This window comes from Ruegeria sp. BHSB058 (assembly GCF_059613285.1).
This window is the reverse complement of sequence record NZ_JBXWSF010000008.1, coordinates 63,622-79,193: the sequence shown is the minus strand read 5'-3', so window position 1 is coordinate 79,193 and position 15,572 is coordinate 63,622. Positions and strand designations below refer to the sequence as shown.

Below are 15,572 nucleotides of genomic sequence, written 5' to 3'. Positions count from 1 at the left end.
TGGAACTGCTCAACCTTATTGCACCTGTGTTTGCGGTCATTCTGACGGGTTATGTCTTTTCGTGGACTGGATTGCTGTCCGATACGATTTCTGAATCTCTGGTACAGTTTGCTGTCTATGTTCTGCTTCCGGCGATCATGTTCTATCTCATCGGGCAGGAGGAATTTGGTGATCTGCTCAACTATGGCTTCTACATGGCCTATGGTGGGGCGCTGGCAATTCTGTTTGCCGTGCTCTTTCTGGTGTTGAGGCGCGTCCAGCATTTTTCGACCGGTGCGGCGACAGTTGCATCCTTTGCGGCAGTGGCATCGAATACGGCGCTTGTCGCCTTGCCGATACTCCACGCAATTTTCGGGTCGAGCGGCGCACTGCCTGCAGTGTTGGCAAATCTGGTTGTCGCGGTTTTGCTTTTGACGCTGACGATCATTCTGGAAAGCGTTTCCGGGCAATCGGCGGCAAAAAAAACCGGTGTTGCAAGGCTGCTCATCAATGTTCTGAAAAACCCGATCATTCTTGGAACCCTGCTGGGCGTTGCATATTCGATCACTGGTTTGGGTTTTGCTCCGGCAGTCAAGGATTACCTGGAGGTGTTAAGCCAGGGTCTGGCGGCGGTCGCGCTTTTTGCAATCGGGTACACGACCAGCGTGCGAGTCATCGTCAAGACAGGGCCACTTATTCTGGTCTTGTCCCTGACCAAGCTGATTGTCGCGCCGGGGCTGGTATTGCTTGCGGCACACCTGGTCGGGCTTGACCCGCTTTGGACGATTGCGGCGACGATATCGGCGGCGGTTCCGACTGCGAAAAACATCTTTCTACTGGCCAAGCACTATGATCAGGAGACCGAGTTGGCGGCGCATACTGTGTCGGCGACATCGTTTCTGTCGGTTGGGACTTTGATTGCGTGGTTGTTCATTCTCCACCATCTCTATCCGACAGCGTTTCAATTGAATTGAGTCTCGGTGGAAATGATTTAAAGGTGTTGCCTCGTTCGCTTGAGCATGGCGGGAGTGACAATGAAGCAGCCTTTGGGCGTGATTCTTGCAGGCGGTCTGGCCACCCGGATGGGCGGTGGCGACAAGGGGCGGCTGCTGTTGGGCGGCAAGCCGCTGGTGTCGCATGTCATGGGCCGTTTGGGTCCGCAAGTGGCGGGACTGGCGCTGAATGCCAACGGTGATCCTGCGCGGTTTGCCGATCTGGGCTTGCCGGTGATTGTAGATTCCATCGAAGGCTTTGCAGGGCCCCTGGCCGGGGTTCTGGCCGGGCTGGACTGGGCCGCAGATCAGGGGGCCGAGGCGATTGTCACCGCCGCTGCCGACACGCCGTTCTTTCCGCGCGATCTGGTGGCGCGGCTCATGGCTGCTGCCGAAGGGCAGGCGCATCCTCTGGTGCTGGCAACCACGCCGCGCACCGGGGCAGAGTTGAAATCGGGTGGCCGGGGCAAGGTGAACCGTCATCCGACCTTTGGCCTGTGGCCGGTGGCTTTGCGTGATGATCTGCGCGCCGCGCTGAGCGAGGGCTTGCGCAAGGTGGTGCTGTGGACCGACCGGCATGAGGGGTGCGAGGCGTTGTTTCCGGTAGGCGAGTTCGACCCGTTTTTCAACGTCAACACGCCCGAGGATTTGGCGATGGCTGAAAATCTGTTGGAGCGGGCATGAAGGTTTATGGCGTCACTGGTTGGAAGAATGCAGGCAAGACCGGGCTGATGGAACGTCTGGTGGCCGAGATCACCGGGCGCGGTTTCAGTGTGTCAACTGTCAAGCATGCGCATCATTCGTTTGACGTGGATCACCCCGGACGCGACAGTTTTCGCCACCGGCAGGCGGGGGCGGCAGAGGTGCTGTTGGCCTCGAAATACCGGGTGGCGCATATGCAGGAGTTGCGCGGTGCGCCGGAACCGGCATTGTCGGAGTTGCTGACGCGGTTGTCGCCGGTCGATCTGGTGCTGATCGAAGGGTACAAGCGCGAACGTCACCCCAAGATCGAGGCCTATCGTGCCGAGCCGGGCAATGAGCTGATCGCGCCGGGGGATGCCAGCATCCGGGCTGTGGCGAGCGATGTGGCGCTTGACCTGGACCGGCCTGTGTTCGATCTGAACGACACCGTGGCCATTGCGGATTTCATCCTGAAAGAGGTCGGTTTGTGACCCCATTCAGGACCTTTGCGATGGTGGACTGGTCGGGTGGCAACGACACCGGGCCACGCCCGCGAAGGGATGCGATCTGGGTCTGTGTGGTGCGGGGCGGGCAGGCCGACGAGCCGGTCTATCTGCGCAACCGGCAGCGGGCCGAAGATTGGCTGGCAGAGTTGATTGCCGCAGAGGTGGCTGCCGGGCGGCGTCTGTTTCTGGGGTTCGATTTTCCGTTCGGCTATCCGCGGGGGTTTGCCCGCGCGATGACCGGAACCGACGATCCGCTGGAGCTGTGGGACTGGTTCGAGGCGCGGATCGAGGACGATCCGGCGGCGAACAACCGGTTCGATCTGGCCGGTGAGATCAATCGGGTGTTCGGGGGCAGGGGACCGTTCTGGATGAACGGGTTGCAACGGGACATCGAGGGGCTGCCGCGCCGCAAGGATGACTATCACAACCCGTTTCCGGATCGCCGCAGGGTCGAGGCGCTTGCCAGGGGAAGTTTCACCTGCTGGCAGATGGGTGGCGCGGGCGCGGTGGGCGGACAGGTGATGATGGGCCTGCCCGTTCTGGCACGGTTGCGCCGAAGGTTTGCGGGGCAGGTCGCCGTCTGGCCTTATGAGCCTTTGGACAGGGCGGTGGCGTTTGTCGAGGTCTGGCCGTCGCTGACGCTGGGTGCGGCGCCGGAAGGGCGGATCAGGGATGCCTGGCAGGTCGAACAGGTCGCATTGAATCTGGCAGGCCTTTCGCGGCAAGACTTGGCGCAACAATTGGATGTCAGCGCAGCAGAGGAAGGGTGGATCATGGGTGTGACGCAAGCAAAACCGGATATCGCGCCGCCGCCTTTGAAAAACGATTGTTTCGCCCTGCCTGCGGGCGTGAACTGGACGCCGGTTGACGACGCGCTGGCGATGCTGCGCGAGCGGATGCATGCCGTGACCGGGACTGAACGATTGCCGGTGATGCGGGCGCTGGGCCGGGTGCTGAGCGAAGATGTGGTGGCGCTGCGTTCCAACCCGCCGCTGCCGAATTCGGCGGTCGATGGATATGGCTTTGCCGGGGGCTATCCGGAGGGCGCGCATGTGGTGCCGCTGGCCGAGGGGCGGGCGGCGGCGGGGGTGCCGTTCGACGGGGTTCTGGCCGGGGGGCAGGCGTTGCGCATTCTGACGGGTGCGGCGCTGCCCGAAGGTGTCGATACGGTCATTCTGGAGGAGGACGTGACCGTTCAGGACGGCCATGTCGCGTTTCACGGTCCGTTGAAGCAAGGGGCCAACACGCGCAGGGCGGGCGAGGACGTGGCCGCCGGCGATATTGTCTTGCGCCGGGGGCGCAAGCTGAACGCGGCCGATCTGGCGCTGTTGTCGGCGGTGGGCGTGGCCGTGGCACCGGTGCATCTGCCGCTGCGTGTGGCGGTGGTATCGACCGGTGACGAACTGGTCGAGCCGGGAGACGAAGCGGGACCGGGCCAGATATTCGACGCCAACCGCCCGATGTTGCTGGCGATGGCCGAGCGGTTCGGGTTCGAAACGGTCGATATCGGGCGGGTGCCGGATGACCGGCCCACACTGAGGGCCAGGCTGGACGAGGCCGCCGAAAAGGCGGATGTGATCCTGACCAGCGGCGGGGCGTCTGCCGGGGACGAGGATCATATGTCGGCGCTGCTGCGAGAGGCGGGCGCGATGCAGGAATGGCGCATCGCGCTGAAACCGGGGCGGCCTTTGGCCTTGGGTATCTGGAACGGAACCCCGGTTTTCGGCCTTCCCGGCAATCCGGTGGCGGCGATGGTGTGCACGCTGATCTTTGCGCGGCCCGCGATGGGCCTGCTGGCGGGTGAAGACTGGCAGGAGCCGCAGGGGTTCGACCTGCCTGCCGCGTTCGAAAAGCGCAAGAAGCCGGGGCGGCGGGAATACTTGCGGGCGCGGGTGCGCGAGGGCCAGGTCGAGGTGTTCCGCTCGGAAGGGTCGGGCCGTATCAGCGGGTTGAGCTGGGCTGACGGGCTGGTCGAGATTGGCGACGGCGAGCAGCATATCCGCCCCGGCGATCCGGTGCGATTCATTCCCTATGGCAGTTTCGGGTTGTAGACCCTGCGACGCCGGTCAGTCGAACGTCCCGGCCACGCGGCCCAGCAGCATGAAGGCGCGCGCGGTTCGGGTTTCGCCAAGGGCCGCGATCTCGGCATCCGTCGCCTCGGGTTCGAAGGCGACGATCATGTGGTCGAAACGGCGCAGGAAATGATGGGCCGCGTCGCGAAAGATCGGGTCCTGTTTCATGCGGCCCGAAGCCAGGGCCAGCGACGAGCGGTCGCGAATGCCGCCCAGACTGGCCACTGCGCGGCCACGGGCACCCTGGGCGAACTGGCGCCAGATTTCGGGGCGTGCCATATCCGGTTTGAGGTCATCCATATAGATGCCTTCCTGACTGAGCAGGGTCAGCACGTCCTGCGCGGCCTGAATGAGCTGCGCGGCCTTGCGGTCTTTCAATGCGCGGCGCAGCGCGGCGAACCCGTCAGTGTCTTCGGCGGTTTCCGGGAAATTGAGGGCGCGAATGAAATCCTCGGTCCCAAGCGGCGGTGCGAGCGCTTCGGCAGGGGTGCCAAGTTCCAGCGTGGTCTGGCCGTTGGATGATCCGGACTTGATCTGCGTCGCCGGTTTGACCTTTTCGGCTGCCCGCGAGGTCGAGAAGGTTGCCAGCGTGGTTTCGGCCTTTTTCGCCGCTGCGACGATCTGGTCGAGCTTTTTGGTGACAGTCGGTTCCTGAATGATCGCGGCGCGCTGCTGTTGCAGGACATAGGCGTTGCGAATCGCGTCGATCGCGGTTTGCAGGCGCTGGCTTTCCTCGCGCATGATGCGGCTGGCGCGCATGGCGGTTGCCGCGACCCATATCATTGCCACCGGCAGAAAGACCGCCAGCATGACGACCAGCGGCCCGCTGGCGGCTTCGTTGCGGGGCATGACGATGAAGACCACGGCGAAGGCCAGCCAAAGTACACTGAGCACGATGGCCGCAATCTCGATCCCGGTGATGGACTGCTTTTGCGGGCGGTCGTAGATGCCAAGCGAAGTCGGGCGGTCCGCTTCCTTTTCCGGTGGGGTGCCCGACATGGCCGTGCCCCCCGTCAGGAATACTGGATGGTCAGAATTTCGTAAGACCTCAGGCCGCCGGGCGTATGGACCTCGACGCTGTCGCCTTCGTCCTTGCCAATCAAGGCACGGGCGATGGGCGATTTGATGTTGAGCAGACCACTTTCGATATTGGCCTCGTGCTCACCTACGATCTGCCAGGTCTTTTCTTCGTCCGTGTCCTCGTCGACCAGCGTGACGCGGGCGCCGAACTTGATGGCGCCGGACAGTCTTTTGGGGTCGATCACGTCGGCCAGAGACAGGACGCCTTCGAGTTCCTTGATACGGCCCTCGATGAAGGACTGCTTTTCGCGCGCCGAGTGGTATTCGGCGTTTTCGGACAGATCGCCATGCTCGCGGGCTTCGGCAATGGCCTTGATGATGGCGGGACGCTCTTCGGATTTGAGTTTTTTCAACTCGGCCTCAAGCGCGGCGAAGCCCGCAGGCGTCATCGGAATCTTTTCCATCGTTACTGTTCCACGCATAAATTGCGTCGCCCCGCCGCGCAATGCGTCGGGGCGACTGGTAGGTTCAGTCAATACCTGAACCAAATGGACGGCAGAATGCAAGGGGTCAGCACGCGCCGACGCGCGGAATACGGCCTAATCGTAGGCGACCACCTCGAATTCGATGCCGTTGTCATCGTCAAAGTAGAACCGCCGTCCGGGTTCGTAATCGGCGTGGTTGTGGGGTTCGAATCCGGCGGCGCGGACCTTTTGTTCGGTGGCGTCCAGGTCTTCGACAACGACGCCCACGTGATTCAGGCCGCCAACGATGTCATAGCTGCTTTCGCCTGATGGCCTGGGGGATTGGGGTGCATATAGCGCCAGATAGGTATGCGTGTTGCCGACATGAACCGTGTAACCGCCCGCCTTGGCCGAGCCTTCCCAGCGGATTTTCCAGCCGAACACATCCTGCATCCAGGCGGCGGTCGATTTGGGGTCGCTGACGGTGAAATTCGTGTGTTCCAGTGTTGCAGGCATGATTGCTCCCTTTCGAATTCGGGTCTTGTCACGACTCACCCTAATTTCTAAACCTAACTTTAGGTCAAGGAATTTTTCCGGAGTTGAGAGATGGCGGTGTCAGAGGGGCTTTCCATCGGCGCATTGGCGCGGCGGACCGGTCTGGCGGTGTCGGCGATCCGCTATTACGAAGCGCAGAACCTGATTTCGCCCTGGCGCAATGCGGGTGGGCAGCGGCGGTATCAGCGTGCCGATATCCGGAGGCTGAGTTTCGTGATGATCGCACAGCAATTCGGCGTGTCGTTGCCGGAGATCCGCGAGGTTCTGGCCGACCTGCCGGGAAACCGGACGCCAACACCGCAGGACTGGAAACGGATCAGCAAGGGGTTGCGGGCACATCTGGACAGCCGAATCGATACCCTGATCCGGTTGCGCGACAACCTGGACGGATGCATCGGGTGCGGCTGTCTGAGCTTGCCGAAATGCAGGCTGTACAACCCCGATGACAGGGCAAAATCCCGTGGTAGCGGTCCCAGATACCTCATGGGCGACGCACCAGAGGGCTGAACTGCCGCATTGCAGCGATTTTACGCCGTGTTTCGATTGACCAAGGTCTTTCACAACGGGTAATCACGCGTGAAACAAAATTGCGCAGATCACGCGTTGAGAGCGCCAATTCGGAAAGTCAGCGAAGGAGCCCACGATGGCCGAAATTGAACGCGAAGCGATGGAATATGACGTGGTGATCGTGGGCGCGGGTCCTGCGGGCCTGTCGGCGGCCATCCGTCTGAAGCAGCTGGATGCGGACCTGAACGTCGTCGTTCTGGAAAAAGGCTCGGAAGTGGGCGCTCATATCCTGTCGGGCGCGGTTCTTGACCCTTGCGGTCTGGATGCGCTGATCCCCGACTGGAAGGAAAAGGGTGCGCCGCTGAACACACCGGTGCACGAAGACAACTTCTATATGCTGGGTGAAGCTGGTCAGATCCGCATTCCGAACTTCCCGATGCCGCCGCTGATGAACAACCACGGCAACTACATCGTCTCGATGGGCAATGTCTGTCGCTGGATGGCCGAGCAGGCCGAAGAACTGGGCGTCGAGATCTTCCCCGGCATGTCCTGTTCCGAGCTGGTTTATGGCGACAATGGCGAAGTCAAAGGCGTCGTGGCCGGTGTCTTTGGTCTTGAGGCTGATGGATCTTACGGGCCGAATACCGAGCCGGGCATGGAGCTGCACGGCAAATACGTCTTCCTGTCGGAAGGTGTGCGCGGCTCGCTGTCCAAGGAGGTGATCGCCAAGTACGACCTGCAGGCCGGGAAAGAGCCGCAGAAATACGGCGTTGGCATGAAGGAGATATGGGAGATCGATCCGGCCAAGCACAAGGAAGGCACCGTGACCCACACGATGGGCTGGCCTCTGGGGGGCAACGCAGGCGGTGGGTCGTTCATCTATCACCTTGAAAACAATCAGGTCTATGTCGGTTTTGTGGTTCATCTGAACTACAAGAACCCGCACTTGTACCCCTATATGGAATTCCAGCGCTTCAAGCATCACCCGATGGTGGCCGAGCTGCTGAAGGGCGGCAAGCGCGTGGCCTATGGCGCGCGGGCGATCACCGAAGGCGGTCTGCAATCGATGCCGAAGCTGGTCGCGCCTGGTGTGGCGCTGCTGGGCTGTTCGGCGGGCATGGTCAACGTGCCGCGCATCAAGGGCAACCACAACGCGATGCTGTCGGGCAAGGCAGCCGCCGAGGCGGCCTATGACGCGATCAAGGCAGAGCGTTCGGGCGATGAACTGACCGCTTACGAGGCCGATGTGCGCAATGGCGCGATTGGCAAGGACCTGAAGAAGGTGCGCAACGTCAAGCCGATGTGGTCCAAGTGGGGGATGATCCCCTCGCTGGTGCTGGGTGGTCTGGACATGTGGACCAACACATTGGGCTTTTCGTTCTTTGGTACGCTGGGGCATGGCAAGAACGATGCCCAGTCGACCGAAGAAGCTAGCAAGCACAAGCCCATCGATTATCCCAAGCCCGATGGCACGCTGTCCTTTGACCGGCTGACCAACGTGTCCTTTGCCATGACCAACCACGAGGAAAGCCAGCCCTGCCACCTGCGGCTGGCCGATCCGGATATCCCGGTCAAGGTCAACCTGCCGAAATTCGCCGAACCGGCGCAGCGGTATTGCCCGGCGGGCGTTTACGAGATGGTCGAGGAAGACGGCAAGGAGCCTCGGTTCGTGATCAACTTTCAGAACTGTGTCCACTGTAAGACCTGCGACATCAAGGATCCCAGCCAGAACATCACCTGGACCACGCCGCAGGGCGGGGATGGCCCGAACTATCCCAATATGTAAGCAAGAAACTGGGCAATGGCGGGGACGTGAAAGCTCTGCCATTGCCTCTTTACCGCCGAGGCCCTAGCTTGTGTCCGGAATAACGACAAAAGGCAGGATTGCGGTGTTCTCCTTGGTACGACATGCGGCAGGTGCCGCACTTGCGGTTGCGATGGCCCTACCAACGACGGCATTGGCCGACTCGGGGGCCGGGGCGTATCTGGCAGGGCGCCAATCGGTGTATCGCAACGATTATGAAGCGGCGGCGCGGTATTTTGTTCAGGCGCTTGCCATCGATCCGGCCAATCCCGCTTTGATGGAAAACGTGGTTCTGGCGCAGTTGTCGCTGGGGGACCTGAAACGCGCCTATGCCGTTGCGCAAGAAATGGAGGCGCAGGGTTTGCGCAGCCAGGTCGCGCATATGGTGGTCGTGGCCAACCTGATCTCGGAAGGGCGGTACAAGGAGATACTGGAGCGGGACCCCGAAACCATGGGGATCGGACCGCTGGTCGATGGCCTGGTGACGGCCTGGGCATATATGGGCGACGGGGCCGTATCCAAGGCGCTGGAACAGTTCGACAAGGTTTCAGAACAGAACGGATTGCGGGACTTTGCCCGTTATCACAAGGCTTTGGCGCTGGCTTCGGTCGGTGATTATGAAGGCGCGGAAGCGATCTTTGCCGCCGATGAGGGACGGGTATCGCGGATGTCGCGCCGCGCGGTTCTGGCGCGCGCCGAAGTTCTTTCGCAACTGGACCGCAATGAGCAGGCACTGGCAAATCTGGCCGAGGTGTTCGCGGGGCGTGCCGACCCTGCGTTGCAAGCCGTGTCGGAACAGCTTGAGGCCGGTGAGAAGCTGCCATTCACCCATGCGCGCTCAGCGGCTGACGGGATGGCCGAGGTATTCTTTTCCATCGGTACGGCGCTCAATAACGAGGCGGCGCATGATTACGTTCTGGTCTATTCCCGCACCGCAACTTTCCTGCGCCCCGATCACATCGATGCGCTGCTGTTGAGTGCCGAGTTGCTGGATGGGTTGGGTCAGTATGATCTGGCGGTTGCGACCTATAAGATGGTGCCACCCGACGGGCCGGATTATCATGCGGCGGAACTGGGGCGGGCCGAGGCCTTGCGCCGGTCGGCCAAGCCCGATGCCGCCATCGAGGTGCTGGAGCAACTGGCGCAGCACTATCCCAACCTTCCGGTTGTCCACAGCGCGCTGGGTGATTTGCAGCGGCAGCAGGAAAAGTACTCCGAAGCCGTGGCCGCGTATGACAAGGCGCTTGAACTGTTGGAAGAGGGGGCGGGCGGTCAATGGTTCCTGCACTATGCGCGCGGAATAAGCCATGAGCGCCTGAAACATTGGGATGCGGCCGAAGCCGATTTCCGCGCGGCGCTGGAGCTGAGCCCGGATCAGCCGCAAGTGTTGAACTATCTGGGCTATTCGCTGGTCGAGCGGCGGGAAAAGCTGGACGAAGCGCTGGAGATGATTCAGCGCGCGGTGCTGGCGCAGCCTGACAGCGGCTATATCGTGGACAGTCTGGGCTGGGTCCTGTTCCGGCTTGGGCGCTATGACGAGGCGGTCGGGCATATGGAGCGCGCGGTTGAGTTGATGCCCATCGACCCGGTCGTGAACGACCACCTGGGTGATGTGTACTGGGCCGTCAGCCGCGCGCGCGAGGCCGAGTTCCAGTGGAAACGCGCCCTGTCGTTCATAGATCCCGAAGACACCGATGGCGAGGCCGACCCCGAACGCATTCGCCGCAAGCTGGATATCGGTCTGGATGCGGTGTTGCAGGAAGAGGGCGCGGACCCCTTGCAGGTGGCCAATGACGGTTGAGGCCTTTGCGCCCGCCAAGATCAACCTGACCCTTCATGTCACCGGCCGACGCGACGATGGCTATCACCTGCTGGATTCGCTGGTGGTGTTTGCCGATATCGGAGATCGCCTGGAGTTTTCCGCTGGGTCTGACTTGTCGATGGACGTCACTGGCGAACATGCAGAGGGCGTCCCGGTCGACAGTCGCAATCTGGTCTGGCAAGCGGCCGAGGCGATGGGATGGTGCGGCCATGTTCGCCTGAACAAGGTTCTGCCGCACGGTGCCGGGATCGGGGGCGGTTCGTCGGATGCGGCGGCGACGCTTTGGGCCTTGTCCGGACAGGGGATCGAAATTCCCGAGGGACTGGCGCTGTCTTTGGGGGCTGACGTGCCTGTTTGCTTGTCCGCGCGCGCGGCACGGATGCAGGGGATTGGCGAGCAGGTTTCACCGGTCGACCTGCCCCACCTGCCGGCGCTTTTGGTCAATCCCGGTGTGGCGGTGCCGACCGGTGCGGTGTTCGGTGCGCTTGCCTGGCGCGACAATGCCGCGATGCCGGATGACATCCCGGATTTCGGTGAAACCGCCGATTGCGCGGATTGGTTAAGACAGCAACGGAATGATCTGGAAATTCCGGCCATGGGTGTGGCGCGAGAGATCGAGCGCGTTCTTGATGAACTGAGGATGACGTCACGGGCGCTGCTGGCCCGCATGTCGGGGTCGGGGTCAACCTGTTTTGCGTTGTACCCCACGATGAAGGACGCGCATTTCGCGGCCTACGAGATCGGCGTGGCCTATCCCGATTGGTGGTGCCGCGCGGTGCAGCTTAATTGAGGCGCGAAACCACGTAATCGGCCAGATCGTGCAGCAGGCCGCGAAGTTCGTGATCGGGAAGCACGCCCAGCGCCGCCTTGGCCTTGGCCGCCCAACGGAGGGCATCGGCGCGGGTTTCGTCCAGCGTCCGGTATTTGTGCATGAGCTTCAGGGCGTGTTCCAGATCGCCGTCCTGCTGGCGGCCCTTTTCGATCGTGCGCTGCCAGAAGGCGTGTTCGTCCGTCGTCGCCTGCGCTACCGCCTTGATGACCGGCAGCGTCAGCTTGCGTTCGCGGAAATCGTCGCCCACGTTCTTGCCTGTGGCCGCGCTGTCGCCTTGATAATCGAGCAGGTCGTCGGCGATCTGAAAGGCGATGCCCAGTGCATCGCCATAATCGTAAAGCGCGCGCACCTGTTCCTCGGTCGCGCCTGCGATGACGCCGCCGACCTCGGTTGCCGCCGAAAACAGGGCCGCCGTCTTGCCGCGCACCACTTGCAGATACACGCTTTCGTCGGTGCGCAGGTCGGTCGCGGCGGTCATTTGCAGCACCTCGCCCTCGGCAATCGTGGCCGAGGCATTGGCGAGAATGTCCAGCACCCGAAGCGAGCCGGTTTCGACCATCAGCTGGAAACTGCGGGAAAACAGGTAGTCGCCGACCAGAACAGAGCTTTTGTTGTCCCACAGCAGGTTGGCTGTGGGGCGCCCACGCCGCTGGGCGCTTTCGTCGACCACGTCGTCATGCAGAAGAGTGGCGGTGTGGATGAATTCGACCGTGGCGGCGAGGCGGATGTGATGGTCGCCGGAATATCCGAACAGCCGTGCCGCAGCCAGCGTCAGCATCGGGCGCAGGCGCTTGCCGCCTGCTTCGACCAGATGGGCGGTCACCTCGGGGATGCGCGGCGCGTGTTTCGAGGCCATGCGAACGCGGATCAACTCGTTCACGGCGTCCATCTCGGCGGCCAGCAGCTCCGCCAGCCTTTCATGCGGTTTCGAAATTGTGCTGATGTCCATCACACTCCTGATACAAGGCTCGACTTTCGCCCTACCTTGCCCTTACATCCATCCCCATGAAAGAACTTCTGCGCACCACCGATCCGACTATCATGGCTTTTGCTTCCGCTCTTCTTAGGGGCGAGGATATAGACTGCTTTGAGATAGACGTAAATATGAGCGTACTTGAAGGCGGGATCGGGATATTCCCGCGACGATTGATGGTGCGGGTCGATGATTTCGACCGGGCCGTCCGGGCGATGAAAGACAACGAGATCCCGTTGGGCCGATGACGGGGTTCGCGGAACACGATCTGACCCGCAACGATTTTCTTGGCGGACGTGTCCGCCTGTGGCAGCCGCACAAGGGATATCGGGCCGGTGTCGATCCGGTTTATCTGGCGGCATCGGTTCCGGCGCGGGCGGGCCAATCGGTGCTGGAGCTTGGGTGCGGAGCAGGGGCGGCTATCCTGTGTCTGGCAGCACGGGTGGGCGGGATGACCCTGACCGGTGTGGAGCTGCAACCAGCTTATGCGGAACTGGCGCATCGCAATGGCGAGGAGAACGGCGTCGGCCTGGAGGTCGTGGAGGCGGATCTCGCCGAGTTGCCCATTGATCTGCGCCAGCGCCAGTTCGACCATGTCATTGCGAACCCCCCGTATTTCCGTGCTGGCGCGCACAGCCCTTCGAAAGATGCGGGGCGGCATGTCGCCATGGGTGAGCGGACGCCGTTGGATACGTGGATCGCGGTTGCGGCAAAACGTCTGGCGCCGCGCGGCTATTTGCACATGATCCAGCGTGCCGACCGCCTGCCGGAAATGCTGGCCGCCTGTACGGGGCGGTTGGGGTCGGTCGAGGTCCTGCCCCTGTCGCCACGTCTGGGCAGGGCACCGGAGTTGTTGATCCTGCGGGCGCAAAAGGGTGGTCGGGCGGCGTTTGTTCTGCACGCGCCGGTGATTCTTCACATGGGTGAGAAACACCTGCGCGACGAGGATCATTACACGCCCGAAATCGCTGCGGTTCAGCGCGAAGGGGCACCTATGCAATGGCCCAAGACACGATAAGCGGCCAATGGCCGAAATTGAAGAATTTGTGACAGATTCGGTGCTGATCCCGCGTGACAGTCAGAATACGATATGCTCAACTTGAATTGTACAAATCACTGACAAGGAGGATCGCCATGAGCGTGAGCGCACATCTGACCGAACTGAAACGGAAGCATGCTAACCTCAGTGTCGAAGTAGAAGAAGCCCAGCGCTCCCCAGGTATCGATGATCTTCACATCGCTCAACTCAAGAAGCAGAAACTCAAACTGAAAGAAGAGATCGAACGTCTTTCAAGCTAAGATTTGAGGCTGGCGCGTGCCGCGATGGCGGCACCGCTGGTTATCAGCAGAGCTGCGATCGCCAGCACCCAGGAGGGTGCGGCGATACCGGCCAGAACCAGCACTAAGGTAGACAACAGCGGCGCAGCATAAGAACTGGTGCCGAGCATCTGAATGTCGCCGTGTTTTACCCCGATATCCCAGACATAGAAGGCCAGCCCGACGGGGCCGAGACCGAGTGCCACAGACGAGGCCCAGGCCAGTGTCGTTTGCGGCCAGACCGTTTCTTCGACCGCGAAATGCAGGCCCCATGACGCAAGCGCAGTCAGAACGCAGAAAACCGCAACCGAACTTGTGGGCACCTTGCCCAATCGCCTGGACAGAACCGAATAGCCCGACCAGGTGAGTGCGCAGAGCAGGGCCAGCAGATAGCCGGGAAGGTACTGAGCCTGAAACCCGGCGCTTCCACCGCCGGTGATGATCAGCGCCGCGCCGGAAAAGCCAAGAACGGCGCCGATCAGGTGACCAGCGTGCAGGCGCTCTCCGGGCAGCAATCCCGAAAACAGGACGATGAGCAGGGGCCAGAGATAGGCAATTAAACCAGCCTCGGCGGCTGGGGCCATGCGCAGCGCCGAAAAATACAGTGCGTGATAGCCGAACAACCCCATCGCGCCGAACAGAAAAACCGTCCAGCGTACATCCTTCAGTTGCGACAACCCGCCGGTCCGTGCCGTCCAGATCAGGCCCAGCGTGCCGCCGATGCTGAAACAGATCGCGTTGAGCAGCAGCGGCGGCGTTGGGGCCGAACCCACGGTGAACAGGGCGAGCAGTGCCCAAAGGAGGACAGCGACAAAGCCGATTGTCGTGGCGCGATTGCGGGTCATTTCGGGGGAATGTCCTCGACCGGTATGATTTCGAATTCGTCCGAGATATGCGCGGTCTTTTCGATCTCTGCAAGAAACCAGTCCCGGAATGCTGCGATTTGAGGGCGGGTTTCGGCGCCTTTGAGGCATAGGAACCGAAATCGGGCTCTGGTCTCGATGGCAATCTTGAAAGGGGCGACCAACCGGCCCTCGAGCATGTCCTTGAGGATCATTGGCCGCCGCCCCAGCGCGACACCGACACCCGCCACAGCCGCGTCTATGGCGTGATCGGCGTGCGAAAAATGGGCGCCATGGGTCGGGGTGAAATCGATTCCGACGGCGCGAAACCATGTGGGCCAGTCGCAGGGCGGGTTCAGAAAGCCGATCGAATCGTCATGGATCAGCGGTGCCTGCGTCAGGCTTTGTGGTGTCGGGAACCGTTCGGCCAGATCAGGGGTCATGACCGGTGTCAGCCACTCCTTTCTGACCGGAACCGAGTACAGCTCGTCGTCTTGTACATAGCCAAAGCGGATCGCGACGTCGACGTCGTCCCGGTTCAGGTCCAGATTGCGTAGGGTGGCCGAAAACCGCAGATCGATTTCGGGATGCGCGCGGGCGAATTCGTATAGGCGGGGCGCGAGCCATTTGGCGGTCAGGGCTGGCCCTGCGGTCACCGTGAGCGTCGTGTTGTCCAGCAGGCGGCGGGTGGATGTCCACGCGGATTGCAGGGTGGCGAACCCTTCGGCTGCGCCGGGGGCCAGCGCCTTGCCCGCGTTGGTCAGTTCGACGGCACGGTTGAGGCGGCGAAACAGCGGCCGGCCCAAGTGGTCTTCGAGCGACTTGATCTGAAAGGACAGGGCGGCCGGAGTGACATTCAACTCGTCCGCGGCCTTGGCGAAAGACATGTGACGCGCGGCGGCATCAAAGGCGCGCAAGGCGGTCAGAGGGGGAAGGCGGTCACTCATGCTCAGTTAAGTAAAACTAAATCGAAGAGTTGAAAAGTCTCGTTTGTGGAAGATGAAACAGTGCCGCATGCTGATGGCAAGTCAAAGTATACTGAATCGAAAGGATGCCAGACATGATCGAGATGACAGCCATGGCCGCGACCCGGTGTGCGTTTCGACGCGCGCATGAAGAGCGAGGCAAAACGGTCAGACGGGTTATTGCATGGTTCATGGGTTCCCGCTGAACGCAGCGCGCGCGTTCTTACGGGATAAAAAAGGG

General features: G+C 61.6%; 17 protein-coding genes. 11 read left to right on the top strand and 6 right to left on the bottom strand.

Annotated elements, in window-relative coordinates:
• From AC2FNB_RS03760 to AC2FNB_RS03745, 4 genes are all read left to right on the top strand, one after another.
• Positions 1 to 953 (top strand): AEC family transporter (locus AC2FNB_RS03760; protein ID WP_496744554.1); only part of this gene is annotated, 953 nt, incomplete at its 5' end.
• A gap of 60 nt (positions 954 to 1,013) precedes the next feature.
• Positions 1,014 to 1,655 carry a molybdenum cofactor guanylyltransferase MobA gene (gene mobA / locus AC2FNB_RS03755; protein ID WP_496744552.1) on the top strand — a complete coding sequence of 214 codons (642 nt, stop codon included), beginning with the start codon at positions 1,014 to 1,016 and terminating at the stop codon, positions 1,653 to 1,655.
• Positions 1,652 to 2,143, top strand: a complete 492-nt coding sequence (gene mobB, locus AC2FNB_RS03750) for a molybdopterin-guanine dinucleotide biosynthesis protein B (RefSeq protein WP_480748689.1) — start codon at positions 1,652 to 1,654, stop codon at positions 2,141 to 2,143. The genes mobA and mobB overlap by 4 nt, the downstream gene beginning before the upstream one ends.
• On the top strand, positions 2,140 to 4,209 hold the full coding sequence (locus AC2FNB_RS03745) for a molybdenum cofactor synthesis domain-containing protein (protein WP_496744550.1): 2,070 nt from the start codon (positions 2,140 to 2,142) through the stop codon (positions 4,207 to 4,209). The genes mobB and AC2FNB_RS03745 overlap by 4 nt, the downstream gene beginning before the upstream one ends.
• Before the next feature lie 15 nt (positions 4,210 to 4,224).
• Here AC2FNB_RS03745 and AC2FNB_RS03740 read toward each other — a convergent pair whose 3' ends face one another.
• The 3 genes from AC2FNB_RS03740 to AC2FNB_RS03730 all read right to left on the bottom strand — a co-directional run bounded on the left by AC2FNB_RS03740 (position 4,225) and on the right by AC2FNB_RS03730 (position 6,230).
• Positions 4,225 to 5,229, bottom strand: a complete 1,005-nt coding sequence (locus AC2FNB_RS03740) for a hypothetical protein (protein ID WP_496744548.1) — start codon at positions 5,227 to 5,229, stop codon at positions 4,225 to 4,227.
• Positions 5,230 to 5,243: 14 nt separating this feature from the next.
• Complete coding sequence (gene greA, locus AC2FNB_RS03735; protein WP_480748692.1) at positions 5,244 to 5,714, bottom strand: transcription elongation factor GreA; 471 nt, start codon at positions 5,712 to 5,714, stop codon at positions 5,244 to 5,246.
• 135 nt (positions 5,715 to 5,849) lie between these two features.
• A complete protein-coding gene (locus tag AC2FNB_RS03730) occupies positions 5,850 to 6,230 on the bottom strand; it encodes a VOC family protein (protein WP_496744546.1) in 381 nt (126 codons plus the stop codon).
• Between the two features lie 90 nt (positions 6,231 to 6,320).
• Here AC2FNB_RS03730 and soxR point away from each other — a divergent pair, with 90 nt between their 5' ends.
• From soxR to AC2FNB_RS03710, 4 genes are all read left to right on the top strand, one after another.
• A complete protein-coding gene (soxR, locus tag AC2FNB_RS03725; RefSeq protein WP_496744544.1) occupies positions 6,321 to 6,776 on the top strand; it encodes a redox-sensitive transcriptional activator SoxR in 456 nt (151 codons plus the stop codon).
• A gap of 136 nt (positions 6,777 to 6,912) precedes the next feature.
• Positions 6,913 to 8,562, top strand: coding sequence for an electron transfer flavoprotein-ubiquinone oxidoreductase (locus AC2FNB_RS03720; RefSeq protein WP_480748695.1), 1,650 nt, complete (start codon positions 6,913 to 6,915; stop codon positions 8,560 to 8,562).
• Between the two features lie 151 nt (positions 8,563 to 8,713).
• Positions 8,714 to 10,381 carry a tetratricopeptide repeat protein gene (locus AC2FNB_RS03715; protein ID WP_496744562.1) on the top strand — a complete coding sequence of 556 codons (1,668 nt, stop codon included), beginning with the start codon at positions 8,714 to 8,716 and terminating at the stop codon, positions 10,379 to 10,381.
• Positions 10,371 to 11,192 (top strand): 4-(cytidine 5'-diphospho)-2-C-methyl-D-erythritol kinase, encoded by an 822-nt coding sequence (locus AC2FNB_RS03710; protein WP_496744542.1) that lies wholly within the window; start codon positions 10,371 to 10,373, stop codon positions 11,190 to 11,192. The genes AC2FNB_RS03715 and AC2FNB_RS03710 overlap by 11 nt, the downstream gene beginning before the upstream one ends.
• Here AC2FNB_RS03710 and AC2FNB_RS03705 read toward each other — a convergent pair.
• Complete coding sequence (locus AC2FNB_RS03705) at positions 11,185 to 12,183, bottom strand: polyprenyl synthetase family protein (RefSeq protein WP_496744541.1); 999 nt, start codon at positions 12,181 to 12,183, stop codon at positions 11,185 to 11,187. The two genes, AC2FNB_RS03710 and AC2FNB_RS03705, sit on opposite strands and share 8 nt — an antisense overlap.
• A gap of 56 nt (positions 12,184 to 12,239) precedes the next feature.
• Between AC2FNB_RS03705 and AC2FNB_RS03700 the strand changes: the two genes are divergently transcribed.
• From AC2FNB_RS03700 to AC2FNB_RS03690, 3 genes are all read left to right on the top strand, one after another.
• Positions 12,240 to 12,455: a putative signal transducing protein gene (locus AC2FNB_RS03700; protein ID WP_480748698.1), complete on the top strand. Its 216-nt coding sequence runs from the start codon at positions 12,240 to 12,242 to the stop codon at positions 12,453 to 12,455.
• A complete protein-coding gene (locus tag AC2FNB_RS03695; protein ID WP_496744539.1) occupies positions 12,452 to 13,225 on the top strand; it encodes a tRNA1(Val) (adenine(37)-N6)-methyltransferase in 774 nt (257 codons plus the stop codon). Before AC2FNB_RS03700 ends, AC2FNB_RS03695 begins: the two co-directional genes overlap by 4 nt.
• Positions 13,226 to 13,341: 116 nt before the next feature.
• A complete protein-coding gene (locus AC2FNB_RS03690; RefSeq protein WP_480748700.1) occupies positions 13,342 to 13,506 on the top strand; it encodes a YdcH family protein in 165 nt (54 codons plus the stop codon).
• Here AC2FNB_RS03690 and yddG read toward each other — a convergent pair.
• On the bottom strand, positions 13,503 to 14,369 hold the full coding sequence (gene yddG, locus AC2FNB_RS03685; RefSeq protein ID WP_496744537.1) for an aromatic amino acid exporter YddG: 867 nt from the start codon (positions 14,367 to 14,369) through the stop codon (positions 13,503 to 13,505). The genes AC2FNB_RS03690 and yddG overlap by 4 nt on opposite strands.
• Complete coding sequence (locus AC2FNB_RS03680) at positions 14,366 to 15,313, bottom strand: transcriptional regulator GcvA (RefSeq protein ID WP_480748702.1); 948 nt, start codon at positions 15,311 to 15,313, stop codon at positions 14,366 to 14,368. The genes yddG and AC2FNB_RS03680 overlap by 4 nt, the downstream gene beginning before the upstream one ends.
• Positions 15,314 to 15,572: the final 259 nt, after the last annotated feature.

What these genes read in the sequence shown, in the direction of transcription:
- AC2FNB_RS03720 (WP_480748695.1), top strand. Translation starts at nt 6,913, where the DNA reads ATGGCCGAAATTGAACGCGAAGCGATGGAATATGACGTGGTGATCGTG.
- AC2FNB_RS03705 (WP_496744541.1), bottom strand. Translation starts at nt 12,183, where the DNA reads ATGGACATCAGCACAATTTCGAAACCGCATGAAAGGCTGGCGGAGCTG.
- AC2FNB_RS03690 (WP_480748700.1), top strand. Translation starts at nt 13,342, where the DNA reads ATGAGCGTGAGCGCACATCTGACCGAACTGAAACGGAAGCATGCTAAC.
- AC2FNB_RS03700 (WP_480748698.1), top strand. Translation starts at nt 12,240, where the DNA reads ATGAAAGAACTTCTGCGCACCACCGATCCGACTATCATGGCTTTTGCT.
- AC2FNB_RS03710 (WP_496744542.1), top strand. Translation starts at nt 10,371, where the DNA reads ATGACGGTTGAGGCCTTTGCGCCCGCCAAGATCAACCTGACCCTTCAT.
- mobA (WP_496744552.1), top strand. Translation starts at nt 1,014, where the DNA reads ATGAAGCAGCCTTTGGGCGTGATTCTTGCAGGCGGTCTGGCCACCCGG.
- yddG (WP_496744537.1), bottom strand. Translation starts at nt 14,369, where the DNA reads ATGACCCGCAATCGCGCCACGACAATCGGCTTTGTCGCTGTCCTCCTT.
- AC2FNB_RS03740 (WP_496744548.1), bottom strand. Translation starts at nt 5,229, where the DNA reads ATGTCGGGCACCCCACCGGAAAAGGAAGCGGACCGCCCGACTTCGCTT.
- soxR (WP_496744544.1), top strand. Translation starts at nt 6,321, where the DNA reads ATGGCGGTGTCAGAGGGGCTTTCCATCGGCGCATTGGCGCGGCGGACC.
- greA (WP_480748692.1), bottom strand. Translation starts at nt 5,714, where the DNA reads ATGGAAAAGATTCCGATGACGCCTGCGGGCTTCGCCGCGCTTGAGGCC.
- AC2FNB_RS03695 (WP_496744539.1), top strand. Translation starts at nt 12,452, where the DNA reads ATGACGGGGTTCGCGGAACACGATCTGACCCGCAACGATTTTCTTGGC.
- AC2FNB_RS03680 (WP_480748702.1), bottom strand. Translation starts at nt 15,313, where the DNA reads ATGAGTGACCGCCTTCCCCCTCTGACCGCCTTGCGCGCCTTTGATGCC.
- AC2FNB_RS03730 (WP_496744546.1), bottom strand. Translation starts at nt 6,230, where the DNA reads ATGCCTGCAACACTGGAACACACGAATTTCACCGTCAGCGACCCCAAA.
- AC2FNB_RS03715 (WP_496744562.1), top strand. Translation starts at nt 8,714, where the DNA reads ATGGCCCTACCAACGACGGCATTGGCCGACTCGGGGGCCGGGGCGTAT.
- mobB (WP_480748689.1), top strand. Translation starts at nt 1,652, where the DNA reads ATGAAGGTTTATGGCGTCACTGGTTGGAAGAATGCAGGCAAGACCGGG.